The 24,113-nt window shown below is 47.5% G+C and carries 26 protein-coding genes; 10 read left to right on the top strand and 16 right to left on the bottom strand.

The window, feature by feature from the left end:
* Positions 1 to 569 precede the first annotated feature (569 nt).
* Positions 570 to 869, bottom strand: a complete 300-nt coding sequence (locus CHK_RS15985; RefSeq protein WP_330379176.1) for a TnpV protein — start codon at positions 867 to 869, stop codon at positions 570 to 572.
* 226 nt (positions 870 to 1,095) lie between these two features.
* Between CHK_RS15985 and CHK_RS15980 the strand changes: the two genes are divergently transcribed.
* The gene (locus tag CHK_RS15980) at positions 1,096 to 1,350 is read left to right on the top strand and encodes a hypothetical protein (RefSeq protein WP_131924984.1); all 255 of its coding nucleotides are present in this window, start codon (positions 1,096 to 1,098) and stop codon (positions 1,348 to 1,350) included.
* 414 nt (positions 1,351 to 1,764) lie between these two features.
* On the opposite strand, the gene CHK_RS02835 is transcribed toward CHK_RS15980, so the two are convergent.
* The 13 genes from CHK_RS02835 to CHK_RS02775 form a co-directional block, all read right to left on the bottom strand.
* Positions 1,765 to 2,136, bottom strand: a complete 372-nt coding sequence (locus tag CHK_RS02835; protein WP_046442529.1) for an LPD28 domain-containing protein — start codon at positions 2,134 to 2,136, stop codon at positions 1,765 to 1,767.
* Between the two features lie 27 nt (positions 2,137 to 2,163).
* A complete protein-coding gene (locus CHK_RS02830) occupies positions 2,164 to 2,643 on the bottom strand; it encodes a hypothetical protein (protein WP_046442528.1) in 480 nt (159 codons plus the stop codon).
* A gap of 17 nt (positions 2,644 to 2,660) precedes the next feature.
* Entirely contained in the window at positions 2,661 to 2,885 is a 225-nt protein-coding gene (locus tag CHK_RS02825) for a hypothetical protein (RefSeq protein WP_052740233.1), read from the bottom strand.
* A 99-nt stretch (positions 2,886 to 2,984) separates the two neighbouring features.
* Positions 2,985 to 3,125 carry a hypothetical protein gene (locus tag CHK_RS16505; protein WP_160295578.1) on the bottom strand — a complete coding sequence of 47 codons (141 nt, stop codon included), beginning with the start codon at positions 3,123 to 3,125 and terminating at the stop codon, positions 2,985 to 2,987.
* Positions 3,126 to 3,152: 27 nt separating this feature from the next.
* The gene (locus tag CHK_RS02820; RefSeq protein WP_046442526.1) at positions 3,153 to 3,443 is read right to left on the bottom strand and encodes a type II toxin-antitoxin system RelE/ParE family toxin; all 291 of its coding nucleotides are present in this window, start codon (positions 3,441 to 3,443) and stop codon (positions 3,153 to 3,155) included.
* Positions 3,440 to 3,649 (bottom strand): hypothetical protein, encoded by a 210-nt coding sequence (locus tag CHK_RS02815; RefSeq protein WP_046442525.1) that lies wholly within the window; start codon positions 3,647 to 3,649, stop codon positions 3,440 to 3,442. Before CHK_RS02815 ends, CHK_RS02820 begins: the two co-directional genes overlap by 4 nt.
* Before the next feature lie 67 nt (positions 3,650 to 3,716).
* Positions 3,717 to 3,917: an antitoxin VbhA family protein gene (locus CHK_RS02810; RefSeq protein WP_046442524.1), complete on the bottom strand. Its 201-nt coding sequence runs from the start codon at positions 3,915 to 3,917 to the stop codon at positions 3,717 to 3,719.
* A gap of 201 nt (positions 3,918 to 4,118) precedes the next feature.
* Complete coding sequence (locus CHK_RS02805; RefSeq protein ID WP_052740231.1) at positions 4,119 to 8,549, bottom strand: VaFE repeat-containing surface-anchored protein; 4,431 nt, start codon at positions 8,547 to 8,549, stop codon at positions 4,119 to 4,121.
* A 79-nt stretch (positions 8,550 to 8,628) separates the two neighbouring features.
* Positions 8,629 to 8,922, bottom strand: a complete 294-nt coding sequence (locus CHK_RS02800) for a type II toxin-antitoxin system RelE/ParE family toxin (protein WP_046442523.1) — start codon at positions 8,920 to 8,922, stop codon at positions 8,629 to 8,631.
* Positions 8,919 to 9,131 (bottom strand): hypothetical protein, encoded by a 213-nt coding sequence (locus tag CHK_RS02795; RefSeq protein WP_046442522.1) that lies wholly within the window; start codon positions 9,129 to 9,131, stop codon positions 8,919 to 8,921. Before CHK_RS02795 ends, CHK_RS02800 begins: the two co-directional genes overlap by 4 nt.
* Positions 9,132 to 9,191: 60 nt before the next feature.
* Positions 9,192 to 9,800: a hypothetical protein gene (locus tag CHK_RS02790; protein WP_046442521.1), complete on the bottom strand. Its 609-nt coding sequence runs from the start codon at positions 9,798 to 9,800 to the stop codon at positions 9,192 to 9,194.
* A gap of 404 nt (positions 9,801 to 10,204) precedes the next feature.
* Positions 10,205 to 11,155 carry a ParB/RepB/Spo0J family partition protein gene (locus CHK_RS02780; protein WP_046442519.1) on the bottom strand — a complete coding sequence of 317 codons (951 nt, stop codon included), beginning with the start codon at positions 11,153 to 11,155 and terminating at the stop codon, positions 10,205 to 10,207.
* A complete protein-coding gene (locus tag CHK_RS02775) occupies positions 11,112 to 11,930 on the bottom strand; it encodes a ParA family protein (protein ID WP_046442518.1) in 819 nt (272 codons plus the stop codon). The genes CHK_RS02780 and CHK_RS02775 overlap by 44 nt, the downstream gene beginning before the upstream one ends.
* A 907-nt stretch (positions 11,931 to 12,837) precedes the next feature.
* Between CHK_RS02775 and CHK_RS15515 the strand changes: the two genes are divergently transcribed.
* Positions 12,838 to 13,608 carry a phage tail protein gene (locus CHK_RS15515; RefSeq protein WP_160295577.1) on the top strand — a complete coding sequence of 257 codons (771 nt, stop codon included), beginning with the start codon at positions 12,838 to 12,840 and terminating at the stop codon, positions 13,606 to 13,608.
* A 432-nt stretch (positions 13,609 to 14,040) separates the two neighbouring features.
* On the opposite strand, the gene CHK_RS02765 is transcribed toward CHK_RS15515, so the two are convergent.
* Positions 14,041 to 14,499: an Lrp/AsnC family transcriptional regulator gene (locus CHK_RS02765; RefSeq protein ID WP_046442517.1), complete on the bottom strand. Its 459-nt coding sequence runs from the start codon at positions 14,497 to 14,499 to the stop codon at positions 14,041 to 14,043.
* Positions 14,500 to 14,669: 170 nt separating this feature from the next.
* Between CHK_RS02765 and CHK_RS02760 the strand changes: the two genes are divergently transcribed.
* Complete coding sequence (locus CHK_RS02760) at positions 14,670 to 16,010, top strand: MATE family efflux transporter (RefSeq protein ID WP_046442516.1); 1,341 nt, start codon at positions 14,670 to 14,672, stop codon at positions 16,008 to 16,010.
* 110 nt (positions 16,011 to 16,120) lie between these two features.
* The gene (locus CHK_RS02755) at positions 16,121 to 16,729 is read left to right on the top strand and encodes a MarR family winged helix-turn-helix transcriptional regulator (protein ID WP_052740225.1); all 609 of its coding nucleotides are present in this window, start codon (positions 16,121 to 16,123) and stop codon (positions 16,727 to 16,729) included.
* Between the two features lie 108 nt (positions 16,730 to 16,837).
* On the opposite strand, the gene CHK_RS02750 is transcribed toward CHK_RS02755, so the two are convergent.
* Complete coding sequence (locus CHK_RS02750) at positions 16,838 to 17,533, bottom strand: GntR family transcriptional regulator (RefSeq protein WP_082103354.1); 696 nt, start codon at positions 17,531 to 17,533, stop codon at positions 16,838 to 16,840.
* 420 nt (positions 17,534 to 17,953) lie between these two features.
* On the opposite strand from CHK_RS02750, the gene CHK_RS02745 reads away from it, so the two are divergent.
* The 6 genes from CHK_RS02745 (at position 17,954) to CHK_RS02720 (ending at position 24,096) form a co-directional block, all read left to right on the top strand.
* Entirely contained in the window at positions 17,954 to 18,268 is a 315-nt protein-coding gene (locus CHK_RS02745; RefSeq protein WP_052740223.1) for an L-rhamnose mutarotase, read from the top strand.
* A gap of 276 nt (positions 18,269 to 18,544) precedes the next feature.
* Positions 18,545 to 19,285: an SDR family NAD(P)-dependent oxidoreductase gene (locus tag CHK_RS02740; protein WP_046442514.1), complete on the top strand. Its 741-nt coding sequence runs from the start codon at positions 18,545 to 18,547 to the stop codon at positions 19,283 to 19,285.
* Between the two features lie 58 nt (positions 19,286 to 19,343).
* Positions 19,344 to 20,867 (top strand): sugar ABC transporter ATP-binding protein, encoded by a 1,524-nt coding sequence (locus CHK_RS02735; RefSeq protein ID WP_052740221.1) that lies wholly within the window; start codon positions 19,344 to 19,346, stop codon positions 20,865 to 20,867.
* The gene (locus tag CHK_RS02730) at positions 20,864 to 21,892 is read left to right on the top strand and encodes an ABC transporter permease (RefSeq protein WP_046442513.1); all 1,029 of its coding nucleotides are present in this window, start codon (positions 20,864 to 20,866) and stop codon (positions 21,890 to 21,892) included. The genes CHK_RS02735 and CHK_RS02730 overlap by 4 nt, the downstream gene beginning before the upstream one ends.
* Positions 21,893 to 22,891, top strand: a complete 999-nt coding sequence (locus tag CHK_RS02725) for an ABC transporter permease (protein WP_046442512.1) — start codon at positions 21,893 to 21,895, stop codon at positions 22,889 to 22,891.
* 80 nt (positions 22,892 to 22,971) lie between these two features.
* Complete coding sequence (locus tag CHK_RS02720) at positions 22,972 to 24,096, top strand: substrate-binding domain-containing protein (protein WP_052740218.1); 1,125 nt, start codon at positions 22,972 to 22,974, stop codon at positions 24,094 to 24,096.
* Positions 24,097 to 24,113: the final 17 nt, after the last annotated feature.

The following is a 24,113-nucleotide window of genomic DNA, read 5'->3' as shown; positions in this document are numbered from 1 at the left end:
CATATCTATGATGTGCGCCTGTACTTCCGGTGCGCCCGAGCCTTCCGTTTTCCATTCCTGCGGAAGATTTTGGTGATCGTCCCGGAAAAAGAAATACAGGCTGCCCGCGATCTCCGCACGTTCCGCTTCATCTACCCGCTTCAGTTCTTTTTTCGGCAGGTAACGTCCAAGCGTGAGAAGCTCCATCACGCGCTTTGCCGCCTGTTCCCATGTAAGCAAAATATGCCCGGCAGCTTTCTCGACGCTCCGGCCCTGCACGATGCGGACGCCTGTTCCATCAAACCACATGGATACAGGCTGATTGTCCGTATAAAACCCGCGGCCGCCCGTACCGTATTCCTCCCGCAGAAATGCGGCGTTTTCTGCAAGCCCTTTGTCTTTCTTGAATTTGGCGCAAATACGCAGGGCGCTGTTTCTTTTGTTCCCGCCAAGGCACAGGGCTTCGTCCACTATTTGCTGCGGCAAGGTGAATCCCGGCTCCGTTTCGAGCAGGGACAGTTGTTCCTGCGGACTGTTTTCCTGCAATAAAAAACCGGGGGCTCCGTTGTCCTCCGGTCTTTCGGTTTCGGTTAATTGTATATGAGGTCGTGGATCACCGCTTCCTCCGCCGCCTGCTTCAGATTGTTCATCAGGCCCGTCCACTTCATGGGATCGGACGCTTTCAGCTCCTCCGTCACGCCCTCGTCCTGCGCCATCTTCGTTATGGCCAGTTCCACGATCCCGCGGACTTTCCGGTCTACCTCGATCAGGTGTTCCGTCAGTTTCCCGTTCAGAAGCAGGCTGTTGTACAGCCCTTTCCTGTGGTCTTGCAGGAATGTCCTGCGCATCCTCCCGTATTTCCCGATCTTCTCCTGCGGCTGGCGCGGCATCGTGAGTTCGGGGATCATCTGTCCGTTTTTCTCTTTGTATGTGATCTCCATATTCTTTACTCCTTTCGGTTTCCCGTTTTTCTTCATTCTCCGATACTTTTTCCGGTTTGGCAAGTTTGCCGCGTTCCTCCCACAGGAGGGAAAGCTCTGTCCGCTCGATCTGCCGGAGCAGCATTTCTGATATATCTCCTGCGGCGCTCCCAAGATGGGCCGCAAGTCCGGGCGTATGAAACTCTATGACATCACCAAATTCTTCCGGCGCATAATATTCGCGCGGGGAATATCCAAGACGCGCAAGCAGGCAGTAATGGACGCTGTTTTCCACAAGGCGCTGAAAGTCTGCGCGAATTTCAAGCTCGTCCTGTCCCTCGAGCATACTGCCGCCAATATCCCGGAGCAGTCCGTCAAAGTAGTCCCCGAGATTATCTGTGACGGCATTGGATATAACGCCGAAAAGACGGTCCGAAAAGGGAAGCTCTGATCGTTCTTCGATCTCTCCGAAATGGTTTACAAGTTCTTCCAGTATCTTTTCTTCATCCTGTTCCCGCATCTCCCATAGACGGAACGGGAGATTGGCCATAGGCCGGGTGTCCGACACGTCGAAAACATACTTCAGCGATGGTTTTTCGCCGCTGTCGTCGATCAGGGCGATCCCCTTAGCTCCACGGTTGATCCAACGCCTCATACGGTCGTTCCAAAGCTCGAATGACGCGCAGGCACGCGCGTCCGGCCTTTGCGCGTAAATAAGGGCCTGCTCGTGGAACGGGTATTTATATAGCCATGCGGCAGAATCCAGAAAGGATTCCCATTCCTGTACGCTGCCTGTGATCCGCAGGAGCGTTTCCTGCGCAAGCTCTATAATACTTTGTACCTTTCCTGCCAAGATATGTACCTCCTATCGTTCTGTTCCTCTTTGCTTTTCTTTCTGCGGAGGATATTTTTTCATATATTCTTGCAGATTGCAGCTCCCACCCTCATAATTCCAGTCTTTTTGAGGATCGATCTCACGGTAAGCGTTTTGTGTGACGGGACTTTTTTTCAAGCGGATCGGCTCGTTCGTAATGAGCGTTCCCCAATGGTTCACCATGACCGCACGGGCGATCTCGCACGGATCGCCGCGGCCTTCGTCATCATGCCGTACTTCGTATAGATACATGCCTTTCGGAACCGTACTTCGGTCTATACGGGCGTTTGTGAACAACATGGTTTTTCCCAAAACAGTTACCTCTTCGTAAGTTTCCTCCCACGCATTATATGGATATGCCATTTTTTATCTCCTGCCTTCTCAATATGGTCAGCTTAAAATGTACTGTCCGCTCTCTTCCATGTCTGTCTTTGTACCGTTCATTTCATTCAGCAGCTCCAGAAGTGTTTTGAGGCACATCACAGCGGCGAATGCCTCAAGATTGTCGTCCTGTGCCGTAATTTCAAACCTGTTTTCTTCCAGCAGCGCAAGATGCGGCAGGATAAAGGAAAACAGAATAAAGTCTTGACTGAGACGATTTAAGATCAGCGCATGGTCGTCTCCTGCATGGTAAGAATAATATTTTTCGTATACGGCGGCAGGGAGCTTAAGACCACCGTAAAAATATGTGATACGCCCTGTATCTGAAATATGCCATACAACATAGTTACCGCCCTCGCGCAGCCGGATCTTTGTGCTGTGTTCGTCCAATGCCGATTCGGCAGTCAGCCCGTCGTCTCTGCCGAACAGGGCCGCTGCCGCCATTGCCATCATTTTTGCCGCTTTTTCCATAAATTCCTGTTTCTCCATACTTGTTCCCTCCGTTCTTATCTTTCCGGCTCGCGCCGTCTTTCAGCGATCCTGCGCCTGTAATCCTTGTGCGCAGCGCTTTTGTCTGTGTAATAATGGCCCCAAAAGTATTCGTGGGGCGTACTCCTGCGAAACTGCCACGTTACATAAGGCTGCGGGGCTTTGCTGTTATATCCCAGCGCAAAACCCGTATTTCCAATACACCGTTTCTCAAGAATGGTATATCCCTGATTACGTTCCACTCGCTTCCTCATCTCCTCCGTTTCTAAAAATAGGTACAAAAAAAGCCATGCAGCGCATGGCTTTTGCAATTTTCCGGTCACATTGCTTATTCAGTTTTGTTAGAATCCGCAGCGTTTTTTCATTTCTGCCTTTACTGTTTCAAAGCTCACAGAATCGCCGCGCTCTGCTTCAGCTAATCCTTTCAGTACGATTTTTCGGATCATCATTTTATATATCTCAACTTTTTCATCTAACGGCATTTTTTGCTTCCTCGGTAAAATGGGTACTTAATCTGTCTTTGTCCGTATATTTTGTTTCATCTGATGATAAACTTCAGTTATAAGGATCACGGAGTCAAAAATCGTGTATACGATTGAATATCCTTTATAGTGCAATACCCTGTCATTTTTATTGGAAGATATTAAGGGAACACCAAGCATAGGAAATTCTAATAATTTTTGTGCTTCATGACGAATTTCTTCAGTAAAAGAAATGGCGCGTTCGACATTATCTTCTGCAATATAGTACAGAATTTCATCCATATCGGCTTCCGCCATGTGCGTCCATTCCAGTATCATTTTTGAATCCTGCGTAATTCAGCATATTTATCCTGAAGCCGTTGCTGCATTTCGCTGTCGGAAATCCCTCCATTTTTCAGATACTCTTTTTTGCTTGCCTCATGTCTCTTAACCATGAAAAGATAATCGTACGCCTCATCAATGCTCTGTATATTGCCGGGCATTCCGTCAATAATATCATAAAAATATTTTTTAGCTACATTCATTTCATCACCTTCTCAAAACAAGTCCGTTTATGTTTTGAATAACTCAACTATTCTACTTTTTCCTTTATTACTGAAATAAACGCGAGATATTTTTGCCATCTTTTGTTTGGAGATACTCTTGTTTCATTTGCTCTGCGCTTATTTCACCATTAATATATCGTTTGGTAATATCTGTGGCTGTTTTCGATGGCTGTCGGCCTTCTACCATTGCAATGCCAAGCGCGTTATTAACACGCCGTAACCGCAATGCTTTTTCCTGTTTTGTCATAGTAACGCGCTCCTTTCGTATTGTTATATATATTATACCAAAATACTGGAAAAAGTAAACCGAAGAACCGCGATCAGGGGGCTTGTATAGCCCCCCTGCCGCCTTGTCCTTATTGTTTGCTCTTTTTCCTCTTATGCAGGAAAACAGCTCCTGCTAAAATGCCGATACATAATACGATTGCTAAAATTGTTTTCGGTTCCATTATTTTCCTCCGTTCCGTATTTTTTTAGAATGTTTCTTTTTCAGCCATATTGTAAGCACGATCAGCCCTGCCGCTGCCGCGCATATAACGAGATAGGGGAGCACGGTTCGGGTATCTCCCGTTTTCGGCGGGTTCCCCGGAGGCGGCAATAACGTTACCGTCTGCGCCTCGTCGTTTATGTCCGTATGCACGGCGATCTCCATCCCACCGCACTCCAAATACTCAAACGCTACCAGCGTTTTCCCGGTAAGGTCTATAGCGGGGAACGTGAATATAACCTCTGCTGTTCCCGCTGCTTCCTCCGGCGTAAATACTGTTTCTGCTGTAATTTCCTTACCATTTACAAGAATCGGCTGTTCCGTTTCCTGATCCATCAGAATACCTTTCAGCACATATTCTTTCCCGGACATGAGATTTTGATACGAGACTGTATCAACAAGGGATATTTCTTCACTCACTGCAATCTCTTTGTCTCCCTCTTGTCCGGTGAGCGTCGTGCCAATCTCCGGGTTCCGAAAACGTACTGTCTGCCCTTTGTCCCCGATGTCTGCGTGTACGGAAATCTCCCGGCCTTTGTATTGCAGGCTTTCGAACACAACGGCTGTCTTGCCTTTGAGCGGAACAGAGTTGAATGTAAAGATAACTTCTACTGTCCCGTTTTCCGTTTCCGGCACAAACTCAGCCCAGGCGGTGATCGGCTCATCATCCGCAAGTAACGGTTCGCCTGTTTCTTTGTCCATTAACACGCCTTGCAAAGTGTATGTTTCGCCCGGGAGCAATCCATGATAGGTTACCGTATCCACAAGCGTTACTTCGGGAAGCACATCCAGCTCCTTTTCTCCATCCGGACCAGCCGCATTTGTACCGATCTCCGGTTTCTGGAACCGAACCGTCTGGTTTTCGTCCGCTATATCTTTATGTTCCGCAACTATTTTTCCATCCAGTTCAAGCGTCTCAAAAACAACTACGGACTTTCCATCCATGTCAAGGGAGTTGAACGTAAATTCATTGGTAACTGTCCCTTCCGGCGCGGTTGCCCGGAACACTGTTTCCGCCGTTATTTCCTCGCCGCCTATGAGGAGCGGCTGTCCTGTTTCCTTGTCCATCAACACGCCTTTGACCGTATATATCTTCCCAACGGACAAACCGCTGTAATACACCGTGTCCTGAAGTGTCGTTTGTTCAGACACATAGGCGTCATTCAGCATTGTTTCCACATCGTTTGCCGTGGTAAAGATTTCCGGCTGCTTTCCATAATCGTCGGTCAATGTTCCTAAATCTATAGTAGTATTGTGGCGGTAAATGGAGACTTCAAACGAAAGCAGCTCCATATCCTTGTTCGCCTCGCACCGCTGTTCTTCGATCAGATAATCGTCATACAGGAGCGCGCCCACGCTGTCGTCCAGTGTATCAATATCTCCGAACCAGATACCGTCCCGGTCGGTCGTTCCCCGGTTAGTGTTTTGTGAGTGCGGGTTCCATGCAGAGGAAGTATCAAACTGTCCGTTCCTATCTGTGATGATGGTATGGGATTCTCCCGTGGTAAGGGACGTTATTTTGAACGGGATATTCGCAAGCCGCTGCGCCGTTCTGTCCGCGATCTTCACGCCTTTCAGGTCGCCGCGGATCGGCTCGTTTTTGATTGCCGTATCAGCCGTATTCAGGTTCACAATTTCTCCGTTTTCACGAATCGTAAAAGTGCGGACGAGTACGCCCGTATGCAGATATCCTTCATCCGGCGGAGCAGTTTCCCGCACTTCGTAGGTTCCGTAGGGAAGCAGGTTATTTGCCGTGCTTGCCGCGCCTGTTTCGTCCGTTGTCATGGTATATACCACTTCACCGGGCGCATACAGCGTCCCGTTTACCAATACACCCATTTTACTCCGGCTTATAATCTCAAACACCGCGCCCGCAAGCGTGCCGCCGCCCTGCGGTTTGTTTCCGTCAATTTCCGCGTCCCATTTCTCAATACGGACGCCGCCGCGGATCACATCATTTTTGATTCCTGTGCCGGAGGCGTTCAGATTAACTATTTTCCCGTTTTCCCGGATTTCAAACGTTCTTTGAAGTACACCCTCATGCAAATACCCCTCCGGCTGTCCGTTTTCTGATTCCCTCACCTCATATCTCCCATAGGGGAGCAGGTCATTTGCCGTACTTGCCGTGCCTGTTTCGTCTGTCATCATCGTATGCACGACCTCCCCGGGCTCAAAGGAGTTTCCGTTTACGATCACTGCTTTCGCATTGCGGTTGACGATCTCCAGTACAGTATTTTCCAGAGTTCCGTCTCCCTGCGGCGTATTCCCGTCCAGTTCGTTATCCCATTTCTGTACGGAAACACCGCCGCGTATGACGGATTCCCGAACGACAGGCGCATTGTATGTCCACACCGATTCCACGCCCTGGCTGTCTGCGCTGATCTGCCGGATAAACAGTTCATCATTCGGCAAATATCCTTCCGGGCTTTTGGATTCCTGAATTGTTACTGTTCCGAGAGGCAGGGTGGGTATTTGCCCATTGCTTCCGTAATACAGCGGATCGCCGGAAACGAGATAGTCCGGGTGGAGCAGGGCATAGCCGTCTGCGTCTGTCCTGACAGTCCATGTCCGCTCCGGCTGTTTCCCGGACAAATCGGCTTCTGTAGAATACAGCCCTTTGTAGTAGCGTATGGTAAATTCTGCTCCCATAAGTCCCGCGCCGCCCTGCGGCACATTTGTTCCGTTATCTGCGTCCAGCTTGCGGAGCAGGATATCTGCCGGATCGTTCTGCGGGATATTTTTGACCTCCAATGCCGTCGTTTGTCCCGAGGTAATGGCAAAAGAAATTTGCCCTGTATGTCCTGCATACCCTTTTGGCGCGGTACGCTCTACGAGGTAATATCCTGTTCCTGCCGGGATGCCTGTAAGACTGCCTCTGCCATCTTCCTTTGTGGTGATTGTGCCAATTTTCTGCCCGCTGCCGGAATACACATCAAAGACCGCACCGGCAAGAGAGTAACAGGGATTCCCGTTCGTTTTAGCGGGATCGGCAGAAACTTTGACGATCTCGAGGTTACCTGTGGGTGTATAGTCCCAGCTCATGATGGGCTGCTGGCCATTCGCGCGGCCCTCGTTGTAGAGGAAGGCGTCAAAACCCTCCGGTGGCATAGCCTGTGACTCAAACGAAGCTATCATTCCTTTGACATGGCCGATCATATCATCGCCAAGTCCCTGAAACGCGGATTCGTCATTGAGGTATACATACGCCGCCGCTACATGGCACAGGGCATACATGGAATCGTTGTTGTCGTTATCTCCGAACAAGCCCTCCTTTACGCTGTCCCATCCGGGGCCGCCGAAACCGTAATACGCGATCTTTGTTAAGGTTTTATCCTGGCCGCTTCCGTTACGGTCAAGGTATCTGCTGATGGCATACTCGCCGTTGGATGCTCCCTTAACAGTGGGATCGAGACAAAATGCCTGATTGCCGTCAGCCCAATAATATTTTGTATAGTAGCCGTAATAGATCTGGTTTTCGTCGCGGATGCTGGTGATCGTGGTCTTATCCTGTCCGCGCGTCTGTGGGAAAATGCCTGCGGCGTTCACCCGGATATTTCCGCCGAGCGGCGAGGTGCAAATGGTAAGCGTTCCATTCTCTATGCTGTAATCCCTGTCCGGCAGGTCTGCGCCGTTTTGAGAGACAGAGGCTCCTGAAACGCCTGTAAGCGGAATGCTGACCGTATCTGCATTGGAGGGCATAGTGAGTTCCACGGCGCTGTCTTCATACACATCGCGCCTGTTGGTACTGACCGTTACGGTAACGGGCAGTTCCGTGATTTCGGAAGCAGGGCAATACCATTCAATATGCAGATCATGTCCGGCAAGATTGCCCGGAAGCGAAACGATCCCGCTTTCAGCGTTATAGGCGGCATAGCCTGTGACGTCTATGCTGCCGTCCAGCGTCACACGGAAACGGTCTGTGCTGACCGGGATCCTGTCCGGGTATTTGTTTGCCGAAACCATGATGGCTCGTCCATCTGTTTCAAATTCTGCATAAAAGGAATGGCTAGATTGTATTTCGCTGACATCATGGGCGTAATAATGGTACGTTACCTGTACCAAAGGCTGCTTTACTGTTCGGAACAGGATCGGCTGAATACCGCTGATATCTGCCGTCCGTGGTTTCGGTGTTGGTTCCGGTTCCTGTTCATTCGCCTGACTTGGCGTTTCCGTTGGAATCGGTGTTTTCTCCGCTCCCAATGCCGGAGAGGGCTTCGCCGTTGGGGAGGGGATAGGCGTTGCCGTTGGTTCCGGTGATAATGAGGGCGCGGCAGATACAGCAGCGGATGGACTCGGTATACTGCTTTCCGCTGACGCCGAAACGGGTATCAGGGAAAAGCAGACTACGGCTGCCAATATGAGGCAAACTGCCTTTTTGGATATCTTTTTCATAATTACCTCCTGTTTTTTAGATAAAAGGGTAAACAAAAAGGCCTGCATCTTTTTGCAAGCCTTTTGTAATTTTAAGTCTTTATTTCATTTTGATAATTGTTGGTATTTTAGAATGATGATACACTACATGGACTATGATATTTTCCTTTTCCACCTGATAAATGATATTGTACCCTTTATATACCAGAAGCCGGATATTTTCATCATAATCTTCTGAATACCGTACTCCTATATATGGATTGTCCATCAGGCGGTTAGGTTGCTCCATTAATTCATCTGTAAACGATATTGCCCGTTCTACATTATCTTTTGCGATAAAAAGCATGATATCATCAATATCCTGTAACGCCTGCTCTGTCCATTTCAGTATCATAGCAATATTTTCCCACTTCTCAGAGCCGTTTGGCGTTTTTCTATCATACGTCTGGCTTCATCGTGAGAAAGCGCACCATTTTCCTGGTACTCTTTCATGCTTTCTTCCAGCTTTGTATCCATAACAAGGCGGTCAAGCATTTCTTTTTTATTGTATGAATCAGGATAGCTGTTGATTTTTTTGATCAACTCATTTTTGATCGCATTCATCCTGCGTTCCTCCTTACTTTCTTTTTCTTATTATACCACATATCAACTGCATAATTTCGCTTATTTTACATAGTAACTGAAGTTTTCTCCGTTTAGCGTATGGCTTTTCCCATGTGCAACGATTATGTCTATCGTCATTTCCGCTCCGCAGGTATTACATACCGCAATATCTTGTTTGGAGGCTGTTGGCTGCGGCGTAGGTTCTGCCGTAGGCTGTGGAGCTGGGGCAGGCGTAGGCTGTGGAGTAGATGCCGGAAGCGGATCGGGATTTGATTCCGAAGTAGGCCCATTTTCCGGTACAGCAGCCGATTGGGAAGTAGATTGTGATTCGTACAAAGAATGATCTGTTCTGGTTTGCGTACCTTTGGGATTTGACGTGCTTGAACTTTCGTTACTTTTCACCGTGTTATCTTTTCCCTGTCCAATGCTTTGTATGCTTTCCTCATTGTTTCCTGTCACCGATGCGGAGGCCGTTGGAGCAAATGACTGACCACGGCTTGGTTCAGGAGACGGGATTGCCAATGCGCCTGCTGTAGCTGTTGTTGTAGGTGCGCTTGTAGGACCTGATATAATTTCCGCTTGTTTGTTCTGGCTTCCTGCTATACTGACCGCTATAATACCTGCGGCTATCCCTGCCGCTGCTATAATGACAATTCTCTTACGCTTCATTGTAACTGCTGCCCCTTTCCCTCGTATTTGCCACCATTATATTCTGATTCTGCTTTGTTGTCTAATGCCTGAAATTCTTCTTTCGGTTGGTAATACGGCAGGTAACAGGGTTGGGGTTTGTAAGGGGAAGGGGGAAAAACTATGTCACCTCATTTTTGCAAAAGGACAGACTTCTCCCCGGGCTTACCTTTTCTCTTTTGCAGGCATTTTTTCCGATTATATGTAAGGCGGGAGGAACACTGTTTCTTTTCTTGCGGTTTAATTTCCCCGCGGTTAAATCCCGGGATTTCCCGCATCATTTTTTCGTATTCTAAGTCTTTGCCCTCTGTAAAATACACGTTTCATCACCTCCCCGGTGAAAAGGGCATAGAAAAAGCCTTGCGTCTGCGCATAACACAAGGCTTTTACCGTTCATATTCCCGCGCCTGTTTCGCCCGTTCCAGTTTCCTGTAATACAGGTCGAGCGCCTTGAAGATGATCTCCTCCTTTTGTTTCGGCGTGTAATCTCTTGGGAAGTATTTATTAAGCTTATCTCCCGCAATGGTGAGCTTATAGTCCTGCGGGCGTTCCTCCTGCAACACAAGCTCTATGCCGTTTCGGTCAAGCTTTCCAGCCTGTGCTGCCTTTTTCAGCCGCTGAGCTTGGGCGAGGGACGGCGTGCTTTCTTCCTGTTCTATAACCTCTAACAAATTCTCCTGTAACGGTGAAGGAAGAAAGGACAACTCATAGGCGGGGTTAAGGGCGATCTTTTTATCGTCTACCATTTGCATCAATGGCGGGATCAGTTCGGTTAAGCGGATATATCGCTGTATTTGTTTTGCGCTATCTTGTCCCTCTTCGGCAAGTAAGTCTATTGATTTACCTTTTATTAAATGGTGGTCAAGTTGGCCACCATTTTCTTTAGATGGTCTGCCGCCTTGCCTTTTGACTGCCTCCAATTTCAGTTTATATGCCTTTGCCCGTTCGCTTGGCAGGATATTTTCACGCTGCAAGTTGCTATCCACCATGGCAATCGCGGCTTCATCATCTGTGAGGTTTCGCACGATACAGGGAAGGGTTTGCAATCCTGCTTTTAGCCCTGAAAATTTTCTGCGGTGGCCTGCCACAAGCTCATAACCGCCGTCTTGTTTGGGACGGACAAGCGCGGGATTCAAAATGCCGTATTCTTTTACGCTCTCCACCATTTTCGCCATTTCCTCATCGTTCCGCACCTGAAATGGGTTGTCCGGGTTTTCGCTGATTTTTTCCATTGGAATCTCAATTACTTTTTCGTGTTTCGCGTCTTGCCTGTCTGCTTCACTGGAGAATAGGTCATCGACTGAGGCCAACTTGATGTTTCTCACGCTGCTTGCCATTTCTCATTACCTCCTTCGTTAAGGCTTCGTATGCTGCCGCCGCGCGTCCGCTCTTATCATATTCATAGATACTCTTTCCCTCTGCACTCGTTTCCGCGACTTTTACCGCCATTGGTATCTCTGTTTTGAATACTTTGAGTTTATCCCCGAAATCCCGCCGCAGGATAAAAGAAATATCTTTTGAAAGGTTCGTGCGTCCGTCTACCATCGTAAGCAGGACGCCCTCTATCCTGAGATCAGGGTTCGTATTCCGTTTTACACGGCTGATCGTCTGCAATAACTGGCTCATCCCTTTTACAGGAAGATAATGTGCCTGCACCGGGATCAATACGCTGTCCGCCGCAGTCAGGGCATTGACCGTTACCATGCCGAGAGACGGCATACAGTCGATAAGGACATAATCATAATCCTTCTTGACTTCCTCCAGATAATTCCGCATGATAGTCTCACGGCTCATCGTGTTGACAAGCGAAACTTCCATTGCGGATAATTCAATATTTGCCGGGAGCAGGTCTATGCCTTCCGCATGTTGCAGGATACCTTCTCTCTTTTGGAGCGGTTCGTCCGTGATGATTTTTCCCATTACGGTTGCAAGAGTTGTATGTAGGTTATCCGGCTCATGCCAGCCGAGGCTGTCCGTTAGATTACCCTGTGCGTCCGCGTCTACAAGCAGCACTTTTTTGCCGTTCCGGGCAAGTCCGATCCCAAGATTGGCCGTTGTCGTTGTTTTACCCACGCCGCCCTTTTGATTGGCAAGGGCGATCACTTTCGTCATATTCGTTCCTCCTTTTACTTGAAATATATGCAAAAGCCGCTTGCTCTCGCAAACGGCTTTTGTATTATACATTATTATCAAGAGATTTCTTCCGTTTATTTGTTTCCTTTATGCCTATTAAATTCAATTTCAAACCAGAATATGTTTTAAATAAGGTATATGTGCAAATATGAAATATCTATATTTTTGAGCCACTGACTACTGCCTTTTGATTTTATGAGCAAAAATTACTCATTTTTTTCTTCGCTCTTGTTTTGCTCATAAATTTTGCTCATAAAACTAGGTTTTGCTCATAAATCACAAATTTTTCATCTATTGCACAATTCGACGCAAAAAATATACGCGATGTCCAAAAACGCCTCAACCATGCGTTTCGCGGAACGTCGCGTATTGCATTGAAATTATTCTTTTAACAGTTTTTGCACGAAACAAAGTGCCAACTACTGCCTTGGTAAGGACGAGGTCACGGGTTCAAATCCCGTCATCAGCTCCAAAAATCCCTTTAACCATGTGGTTTTAGGGATTTGTTTTTATTATATGGAGTTTTTATACTCGAAAATGTTCTGTTTTGAAAGACATGGAAAAGCGGAAGGGCTTGCAGCCTGCGATTCGCAGACGGCAAGCTTTTTAGTTTTTCCTCCTGCAATATTCTTATAAGTTGCTCTTTAAACTGCTCCATAGAATCAAATTCCTGTCAATATAATGACTCACTCTTTAAATGCCTGAAAAAGTTTTTTATCATAGCATTGTCTGGGCAGTTTCCTTTGGGACGCACGCTTTGCTCAATGTCTTTTCTTATGTCTGCTGGATGGCGGGCAATGTCGCACAGGTACTGTTATCATTAATAGCAGAAGACAGACCGGCGCGCGGGAATGTTCTCAAAAAGCAACGGAAAGAAGGAATAAAGATGGACGAAAAAATTTTGGATTATATGACAAAGACGGAGTATGCGAGCGAGCATGCGGGGGTGGTGAAAAATGCCGAGCATGCGGATAGTGCGACGGGAAGCCAGTTTGCGGAAAACGCGGTTAAACTCGGCGGCAACGAATCGACGTATTATGCGTCGGCAGCATCCGTGACAACCCTTGGAGCAACGGTAAACGGCGTGCTTGGTACGGCGAATAACGCGCAGGCCACGGCAAGCGAAGCAAAAACCGATGCGGCAACGGCGGACGCAAAGGCGGTGGCAGCGCAAGCAGCAGCGGCAGCGGCAAAAGACATAGCAGAGGCTGCACAGGAGCCAGCAGGCTGTATGAAGTTTTTTGCGGGCGGCATTCTTCCGGCAGGCTATCTGTGGTGTGACGGAACGAGCTATCCTGCAAACGGTAATTATGCAAAGCTGTATGAAACGATTGGAACAAAATATAATGAAACGAACGATGAAGCAGGTACCTTCCGTGTGCCGGATATGCGTGGACGCGTGGGCATCGGCAAGGATGCCGGTACATTTGACACGCTTGGCAAGACCGGCGGCGAGGAAAAGCATACATTGACGATTGCGGAAATACCGTCACATAGCCATACATTTCTTACTAACTATATTGGCGCTGCAGCAACGGTATTCCCCTATCAGACGGGGAAGACATCCGGTCCACAAAGCACAAGCTATACTGGCGGCGGCCAAACGCACAACAACCTACAGCCCTACCTTGTATGTAACTACATCATCAAATATTAGGAAAGGCGGGGAGAAATCCCCGCTCTTTTATATTTTCCCCACCTGTATGGGCCGGGGAATTAATCATTGGCGCATGGCTGTTCTAAAAAACAGGGAGGCTCTATTGTTCCAGGTTTATATTTAACTTCAAAAGAACAGCCCTTTTCCTTTCGGAATATCTTTCAAAAACTGCATAATAGACCGGAAAACGGGACATGACTTTATGGGAAATGAAACTTCAATCGCAAACCGTATCATATCCAGAGTATGAGGATGCAGTATTGGGTGAACAATATTTTTTTAAACAATGGGATTTAAAAAGGCGCTCCCTGCAAAGGAGCGCCCGTTATAAGGAAGAAAAATGAAAAAGTTTACTATAGTAATTATATTACGACACAGATATGAATAGGAAATGTCAATTTAATGAAATAAATATTAACAAATCAGCACGCTTTACAAACGCAGGCCTTTGATATCTTTGATACGGGACAAAATAATATTGCACGAAAGGCTGGTAACCCCTGGAAGCTGATAGATGACGTTGCTTAAAAACAGCTCCATTTCATCATTGCCGGCAGTGACGGCGTGCACATGCAGCTTGTTTTTCCCTGACACATGATAAATTTGCGTGACGCTCTCTTCCTTTTGCAAGCGTTCAACTGCCGCACTGAAATGTTCCGGCAAAAATTCGATTTCGTAGTAAGAGGATACGGCATTCCCCACCTTCTGGGGATTTACAATGGTGGTGTATTCTTCAATCACGCCTTTTTCCTCCAGCGCGTGTATCCGGTTTTTAACCGCGACACGCGACAAATTGACCGCATGGCCAATATCCACGTAGGAAATACGCGCGTTTTGAGTCAGCAGCTCTATAATTTTCCGATCGATTTCATCCAGGCCCTTTAGATACATTGCATGTTCCCTCTTTTGCCGTTCTGCTTTGATTGTATAATATTACACGCCACAACGCAACAAAAAGACAGTTTTGTGCTTATTTGGTTGACACTGCGGACATGGCAATTTATAATAACTTACATAAAGAAATATAAAACTTTCGAAAAGAAATAAAGGGCGGCAGGATAATGCAGAAGGATCTGACAAAGGGAAACGAAGCGAAAGCAATTCTTTTTTTTGCCATGCCCATGATTTTGGGAAATCTGTTCCAACAGTTTTACAACATTGCGGATACGGTAATCGTAGGGCAGTTTATCGGGCCTGACGCCTTGGCGGCAGTTGGGGCATCTTATACGCTGATGGTGTTTCTTACCTCGGTTATACTGGGGCTTTGCATGGGCAGTGGAATTGTATTTTCACTTGCATTTGGCGCAAGCCGCTACGATGAACTCCAAAAAAGTTTTTCCCATGCGTTTGTCTTTATCGCTTTGGTTTCTGTTGCGATCAATATATTAAGCTTTGTGCTGCTGGAGCCGATCCTTGTGTTCCTGCACATTCCCCAGAGCATAAACGGGATGACAAGAGACTATCTGCAGGTTATCTTTGCAGGCATCTTCTTTGTGTTTCTCTATAACTATTTTGCCGCGGCGTTGCGTAGTATGGGAAATTCTGTTACCCCGCTTATTTTTTTGATGATTTCGGCAGGAATCAATATCGGCCTCGATATACTATTTGTTGTGCCGCTGGGGATGGGCGTTGTGGGAGCCGCGGCAGCGACTGTGATTGCACAGGCGTTTTCAGCGGTTGCTATCCTGATCTATTGCGTTGTGAAGGTGCCGCTGCTGCGGATTTCCAGGCGGATGATCTGCTGGGACAGGAACGTGCTGAAAAAAATTATTCATAACTCCGTGCTGACCAGTATCCAGCAGTCGATTATGAATTTTGGCATTCTGATGGTACAGGGGCTCGTGAATACATTTGGGGTAACCGCCATGGCGGGTTTTGCGGCTGCGGTGAAAATCGACAGCTTTGCCTACATGCCGGTACAGGACTTTGGAAATGCGTTTTCCACCTATATTGCCCAAAACAAGGGCGCGGACGACAAAGCCCGCATCCGCAAAGGAACCAGGGCCGCTTTTTTGATGAGCACTGTTTTCTGCGTGGCGATTTCCTCAGTGGTGATCCTGTTTGCAAGACAGCTTATGACTTGCTTTATCAGCCCGTTGGAAACCGGCGTAATTGAGGTGGGAATACAATACCTTACGATTGTGGCAAGCTTCTATTGCCTGATCGGATATCTGTTTCTGTTCTATGGCTTTTACCGGGGGCTTGCCCTGCCGGAGATATCGGTTGTACTGACTGTGATTTCGCTTGGGTTGCGTGTCCTTCTTGCGTATGTGCTCGCAGCAATTCCTGAAATAGGGCTGCCTGGAATCTGGTGGGCTATTCCAATCGGCTGGCTTGCGGCTGACCTTACCGGATATATCTATTATCGAAAAAAACAAAAAACCATTTTGGCAGGCTTGTGAAAGAGAAATCTTTCAAATTAATAAGGCACCTAAAAATAATGCTTGACAGGAAAGGATATGGTGTGTTAAATTAATGTTAAGGTACCTAAATTAATTTGGAGGATAACGAAATGGAAGAGAACAACAGAATAGAAAATTTAGAGGAAAAAGCGATACGGTTTGCTCACCTGATGAAGAGAGTGACACATTTACACCATCGGCATGAGGAAGGGCCGATGATTCATCCGGGGCAGGGAAAGCTGCTGCTCCTGATCCTGCGAAAAGAACCGGTTGGGCAAAAGGAGCTGGTTGAGATGCTGGATATCCGCCCGTCGTCATTGAGCGAGCTGCTTAAAAAGCTTGAGGCAAAGGGACTCGTAACCCGTACGCCTGACGAGCAGGACAAACGGAATATGATTGTGACGCTGACCGGCGAAGGAAAGGCGCTTGCCGAAAAAGCGTTTGCCGGAAAGGAAGAACAGCAGGCAAAAATTTTCGAAGCACTGTGCGAAGAGGAACGTGTACAGCTGGGCGCGTTATTTGACAAGCTGTGCGGCGCATGGCAAAAAGAGCTTGATGATGCTGGGGAGCAAGAACCTCCGCACAGGCCGCATCCCGGCCCGCACGGCCCCCATGGCCCCGGTCCGGAAATGCACGAATTCCACAGGCATCACGATGGCTGCTGCAAGATGGAACGTTTTATGCGGGAAGCCAAAAGATGCGATATGGATCGTGAGTAAAATAAAGGATACGCCGCCTGGAAATATAACCCGGTATAGAAATCAAAAAAAGAGCCTCGTCCAGATGGGCATGGCTCTTTTATAATTTCTTATAAAAATTAACCTCGCTTATTTTTTGATATTGGAAAGATGCTCAATAATCGTCAGGTAGGTTTCCACACCTTTTTCTACATGGGCGCGCAGATTGGAGAGCGTAAACTCAAGATCGCGGTTTTTGAGGCCAAGCAGTATATTATCATGGAAGGTAAATGTCTTTCGCAGGTTGTGGAGCTGCTGCTGCATAATATAGGTACGGTTCATCTCCATGATGCTGCGGCTCAGGTTATTGGTGATCTTCCAGACATGGATATACACCTTAAAATTCGCCTGCATGATAATCGCGCGGTGAAAATCACCGTCAAGCTCAGTGAAAACGCCTTCGTTATTGAGTTCAAGCTGGATACGGGACTGGTCGAGGATAGACTCCATCTTGCGAATCCATTCCCAGTAGTCATCGTCGGCAGGTTTTGACAAAATACGTTTGATCGATTCGGATTCGATAAAATAACGCAAGTCATAATAGCCGCCGATATCGTCCGGCGTAAAACCAGTCGCCACAGATCGCCCGTTGGAGGGCGTCATTACAAGGCCTTCCATTTCAAGCAGGCGAAGCGCCTCGCGAATCGGGCCCCGGCTTACGCCAAAGCGGGTTGCAAGAGCGGTTTCATTAAAATGGTCGCCCTCGTGGATCTCGTTTCCCAATATCTCCTGACGAAGAATATCTGAAATCCGTTGTGCAAGGTTTGTTTTTAAATTCGTAGTCATGGTAAAATCCAATCTATGTGAATTTTTTATCTTTAGGATTATTTTAGAGCACAATATGTGAATTGTCAACAAAATACAGTATTTGATTTCAATAACATTTCAAAATGTAGTATTTTGAAACGTTAAAAATCTTTGTGAAAAATAAAACTTTTAAAATGGGCTTGCTTTTTGGAAAATCACGACGTATAATAATGTTAACAAAAAACAGTAAGCAATTCGAACTCCAAAAAACTCAGTTACAAAATGAAAATGAATTTATCTATGCTAAATTAATCAGAGGATTGTCGTTTACGCCTTATAAATGTTGACAGTTGACAATACGAGCAAAATTTAACGATAGGGCAGCCAAAAAAGCCATATAAATAATAAAGGGATTTAAGCAAACAGCAAACAAAACGATTGAAAAGGGTGGGATCAATTATGAAGTATGCTTGGACATGGAATATTAAACCGGAATGTCTTGACGAATACCTTGAGATGCACGCGCATCCGTGGCCGGAAATTATGAAAGCGCATCACGATGCAGGTTTTCGTAATTATTCTATTTTTCAAAACGGTTGTCAGTTTATCTATGTGTTTGAGAGCGACGACGCACAGGCTTCTTTTGATTATGTGAACAACAATGAAGACTGCAAGCGCTGGAATGCCATCACCACAAAGATGATCGATACGGATTTTGACGGCGCGATCGATAGCGGCATCCAGTATTTACATGAGGCGTTCTATCTGGAATAAGCATAACTTTTACACAATTTTCTATTTACTTTTAAGCTTGATTAATATGCGCCTTATTGCAGTTTAACAAATGGCTGCGCAAGAATAGTTGCAGGAAACATTTTTGTGCGTACAACGCGTGCCACCGGTTGTTTCCATGCTACAGGAAATGGGTGGGCCCGGGCTGGCGTTTCCCTACAACGCCATTGTATTTATATTCTCAAAAAAGGAGTAATTTATTGTTTGTTTTTTCAATTTGATGAGTTGGAGTTCATTAATTGAAGATGGAGGAAGCACATGAAACTACTGAAAGACAAGACAGCGATTGTTACAGGAGGCGCAGGCGGAATTGGGGCCGCGTGTGCCAGAAGGTTTGCCGAGGAGGGCGCGTCATTTATATTGATTGCCGATCTCAACATTGAAGAGGGGCAGGCGCGGGCGGACGAGATTACGAAGGAATTTGGGACGCGCTGCATAGCGGTCAAAACAAATGTTGTAAACGAAGAAGAAATTTCAAAGGTGTTTACGGAATTTAAAAAGTATCAGGAAAATCTTGATATCCTGCTCAACTGTGCGGGCATTGGCAGAATTATCGATATGCAGGATATTACAACGCAAAGCTGGGATCTTACCATGAACGTTAATTTGCGCGCAGCATTCCTGTTCTCACGTGAGGCGCTCAAAATGATGAAGGGCCGTAAATACGGAAGGATCATCAACATGGCATCTCAGGCTGGAAAATCCGGAGGCCTTACGATCGGAATCGATTATGCGGCGTCAAAGGGCGGGCTTCTTAACCTGACAAAATCGCTTGCCAAGGCCGCTGCTGAGTACAATATTACGGTAAACAGCGTTGCGCCGGGGCTGATCGCTACCGATATGACAACGGAATTTGGCTATGATCCGCAGACGGTTCCGTTGCAGCGGATCGGAACGCCGGAGGAGGTAGCGGATGCGACGCTGTTTGCGGCGTCTGACCTTTCGCGGTATGTAACCGGCGCGTGCATCGACGTCAATGGCGGAATATCAATGTGGTAAGACAGCGGAAATGTAATGGTATTTCCGAAAGAAATAACAGGGAAAAGGAGATAATGCAATGGCAGAAGGATTGAATCCGATTATAAGCGCAAAAAACATTGTCAAATCGTTCAGCGGAGTCGTTGTGCTTAAGGATGTGGATTTTAATATCTACCCGGGCGAAGTACACGCCCTGATCGGTGAAAACGGAGCCGGGAAATCGACGCTGATGAAAATTATAAGCGGCGTTTATACGCCAACATCCGGAGAGATCAGCATAAACGGGCAACCGGCATCGTTTAAAACTCCTCATGACGCACGTGAGGCAGGCGTTGCGCTCATCCATCAGGAGCCGCTTACTTTCCAGGATTTGAATGTAACGGAGAACATTTATCTTGGACATACACGCGGCGAAGGGAAGATGACGATCAACTGGAAGGAAAAATACAAACAGGCGGATGAACTTTTGAAGTCGCTTGAAGTACATATGGGAGCAAAAGATCCTGTGCGCGGGATGACGATTGCGGACCAGCAAATGATCGAGATTACAAGCGCGCTTTCACAGAACGCAAAGGTAATTATCATGGACGAGCCGACTGCTGCGCTTTCCCATGGCGAGGTGAAATCACTGTTTGATATTGTGGAACGCCTGAAAAAGCAGGGCAAGGGCATCGTATTTATCGGGCACCGTTTGGAAGAGATCATGGAAATCAGCGACAGGATTACGGTCTTGCGCGACGGAGAGCTTGTTGGAGAATGCTTTAAGAAGGATGTAGACCAGGATAAGCTCGTACAGATGATGGTCGGCAGAACCTTTAAGGAACTGATCGTGAAGGAAGAAACCGAGATTGGCGAAGTGCTTCTTGAAACGGAAGGGCTTACCTATCCGGGCAAGTACCAGGACGTAAGCATCAAGGTGCGGCGCGGCGAAATCGTCGGAATGGCGGGCCTCGTGGGTGCGGGACGCAGCGAGGTTGCATCGGCAATCTTCGGTACGGAGCCTGCGGTGAGAGGAACGATCAAAATCAATGGAGAAACAGTCGAGATCAAAAATGCGATCGATTCCATGAACAAAGGCGTGGCAATGGTTTCGGAAGATAGGGCGCAGACAGGGCTGATCCTTCCGTTCAGTATCAAACAAAATATGACGTTTGCAATTTTGAAGAAAATCAGCAAGGGATCGTTTGTCAATACAAAAGAAGAAAACGAGCTGGTAAGCCAATATTCCGATTACCTGAAGGTGAAGATGCGCGATGCGAACCAGCCGGTATCGGAGCTTTCGGGCGGGAACCAGCAAAAGGTTGTCATTGCAAAATGGCTGCTGACAGAGCCTGACATCCTGATCTTGGACGAACCGACAAGGGGAATTGACGTAGGCGCAAAGGCCGAGGTATATAAGCTGATCAGCGAGCTCGCGAAGCAGGGCAAGGCGATCCTGATGATCTCTTCCGAGATGCAGGAGATATTGCAGCTTTCCGACAGGGTGTACGTGATGTGCGAAGGCCATGTGACAGGAGAAATGGAGCGCAACGAGCTTGACAGCGCAAAGATCATGACAGCGGCTTCAACGCGTAAGAATATCCGGAAGGAGGCAGTGCAATGAACGATACAATCAAGAAAAAAGGCAACTTTCCGATCGGAGTCAAGGAGCGGGTTACGCTGATTATCATCGCGGTTATTTTTATAGCGGTGGCGGTTGCAAAGCCTGAATTGTTTGGCGCAGACCGTTTTCCGGAGGTTATGAACAGCATACTGTTATGGACTCCGCTTATCCTGACCGTATCGGTCGGCATGATGATGATCATTATCACACGAAATATTGACCTTTCAGTTGGGGCGATTGTGGCGGTATCGGCAATGGTTGCCGGGATTTTGTTCCGCGATTTCAATATTCCGATCTGGCTGGGCTTCCTCGTTTCAATGGGTGTCGGCTATCTGTGCGGGGCCTTCAATGGATTTTTGATCTCCTACCTGAAAATACCGGCAATCATCGTTACGCTTGGTACGATGAACGCATTCCGCGGATTGACTTTCATTTTTGCGGATGGCAAGCAGATTACAGGATACGAGCTTCCCAGCGGGCTTTCCGTATTTGTAACGGAAGGGTTGAAAATCGGGAACTTTATCATTCCGTGGATCGTATGGATCGCGGTTGGAATTGCAGTGGCATTCTATTTTATCCTGAAGTATACGCATTTTGGGCGCGAGGTCTATGCGGTTGGCTCCAATTTTGAAGCAGCCCACCTGAGGGGCATCAACAACAAAAAGGTGGTATTCAACATCTTCTCGATCACCGGCGTTTTATGCGGGATAGCGGGAATGATGTATGCGGCAAGGTATGGATACGTCAATCCTTCCAATACCGGCGACGGGCTTGAATTCGTCGTCATCTCAGCGACAATCATCGGTGGCGTAAGCGTTTCGGGAGGCTCGGGAACCGTACTTGGAACCTTCCTTGGCTGTATCCTGCTCGGAACGGTCAATACGATGCTTGCCATGGTCGGGATGCCCGGTACATTCCAAAAATTCTGTTACGGACTTATCATTGTAATCGCCCTTCTGGTTGATATGTCTGTCCAGACGGCACAGAAGAGAAAGTCAATGAAACTTGAAAAGGAGGTCGGTTAAATGAAAGCGAGTAATACACAAACAGTGCGGCAGATGAAATTGAAATCGGTTGTAAAAAGCCGCGAAACGTTTACCTTCATACTGCTTATCCTTGTCATTATCGTTGCAGCCGCTTTATCGCCGAGTTTCCGCGATATGGCATATATCCTGAAATCGTCTACGAAGTATATGGAGCTTGGCCTTGTGGCCTTCACAATGACGCTCATTATTATCGCGGGGCAGATCGACCTTTCGGTAGCGTCTATCATGGCGTGCGTGGCTACCTTCACGGCAATGATGTTCCATGCAGGAATGGATATGGGGCTTGCGTGCGTGATTGGCCTTGCAATCGCATTTGGCTTTGGTACGTTTAACGGCGTATTGGTCGCGTATGCGAATTTGCCGTCCATGATCGTTACGATCGGTACGATGTCGTTATTCCGTGGGCTATCGCAAATATTTATCGGCGACGCAAGCCTTGGAAAATTTCCGGACTGGTTTAACAGCGTGGAGAAAATACCGGTGTTTAAAGCCGGGAACGCCGTATTTGGCGTAACAATCCTGCTGTTTATCATTATGGCGGTGGTATTCTTCTTCATCCTGCACAAGACGTCGATTGGCAGAAAAATATATGCAATCGGCACCAATGAACGCGCAGCGGTATATTCCGGCGTCAACACCAAAAAAATCAAATGCCTGCTGTTCAGCTTTTCCGGCCTGATGGCAGGGCTTGCAGGCATCCTCACCATGTCGCGGCTGCTCCTGGTACGTTTTGATATGGCAGACGGAGGAGAGCTTGATATTGTTACTATGGTGCTGCTCGGTGGAGCGGACATCAACGGCGGCAAAGGGAGCATCCTTGGCACCTTCCTCGCCGTTATCATCGTGGTAATTTTGAAAACCGGGCTTATCGTAGCCAATGTAAAGGCGCAGGACCAGATGTTTGTAATGGGCGTATTGCTCCTGCTCTCCATCGTTATCCCCAATGTCGCCCAGTTGATCAAAGACAAAAAGGGTTGAAAATTTAATTTGAAATTGATTTCAGCGCAAATGCGCTGATGTAAGAGTAAGGAAAATAAGGTAAAATCAGGAGGAAAAAAATGAAAAAGAAACTTACAGTAATCGTATGTGTGGTTCTCGTTGCATTGTTCGCTTTTGCGGCTTGCGGCGCTCCGGCGGCTGAGTCTTCGACATCCAGCGCTCCGGCAGAAGAATCCAAGGCACCTGCTGAATCTTCGGACAGCGGTACTGCCGAATCAGGTGAACCCGCTTCCTCGGACGGCCCGGTAAAGGTCGTGTTTATCCCTAAGAATCAGGGAAATCCGTATTTTGAATCCATTGTTCTCGGATTCCAGAGAACTGCTGAAAAGCTGGGTGCAGATAAGGTTGAATTCTCAACGACAGGCCCGGCGGATGCGGGCGCGACCTCGCAGATCGAGTATGTTGAAGCTGCCGTACAGAATGGCGCAGACGTTATTTTCATCGCGGCAAACTCAAATGACGCACTCAATGGAACGTTTGACGATGCGCGCGCAGCGGGAACGAAGATTGTGATTATCAATCAGGACATTCCCGGAAGCGAAGATCATCGCGACGCGGCGATTATGCCGGTTGACTTTACTACAACAGGAACCGTGCTTCTCGACACGCTTGGAGATATGATCGATTTCAAGGGCGACTTCGCGATTCTTTCCGCTACGACGGACGCTCCGGATCAGAACACATGGATCGACGACATGAAGAACCTGCTCGAGACGAATGACAAATATAAGGACATGAAACTCGTAGAGGTTGTTTACGGCGACGACCAGCCGGAAAAATCCACCACAGAGATGGAAGCCCTGCTTGCAAAATATCCTGACCTCAAGGGCGTAATCGCTCCGACGACGGTTGGTATCGCAGCGGCGGCAAAGGTAATCCAGACAAAAGGCGTTGGCGACAAAGTAAAACTGACAGGCCTTGGACTTCCTTCCGAAATGAAAGAATTCATCCTGGATGGCACGGTAGAAAAATTTGCACTGTGGAATCCTCCGATGGAAGGCGATATTGGCGTTTATATGTCGGTAGCGCTCAAGGATGGTTCGCTCACAATCGAGCCGGGCGCAAGCTTTGAAGCCGGGGACTATGGTACGTTCACCTTCACAGACAATGGACAGATCATTTCCCTGAAAGAGCCGCTGATTTATGACAAATCCAATATCGAAGAATATGCGGCACAGTTCTAAAGCAATATGGTAAAATA

It is taken from the genome of Christensenella hongkongensis, assembly GCF_000981035.1.
Classification (GTDB): Bacteria; Bacillota; Clostridia; order Christensenellales; family Christensenellaceae; genus Christensenella; species Christensenella hongkongensis.
This window is presented reverse-complemented; position numbering and strand designations above follow the sequence as displayed.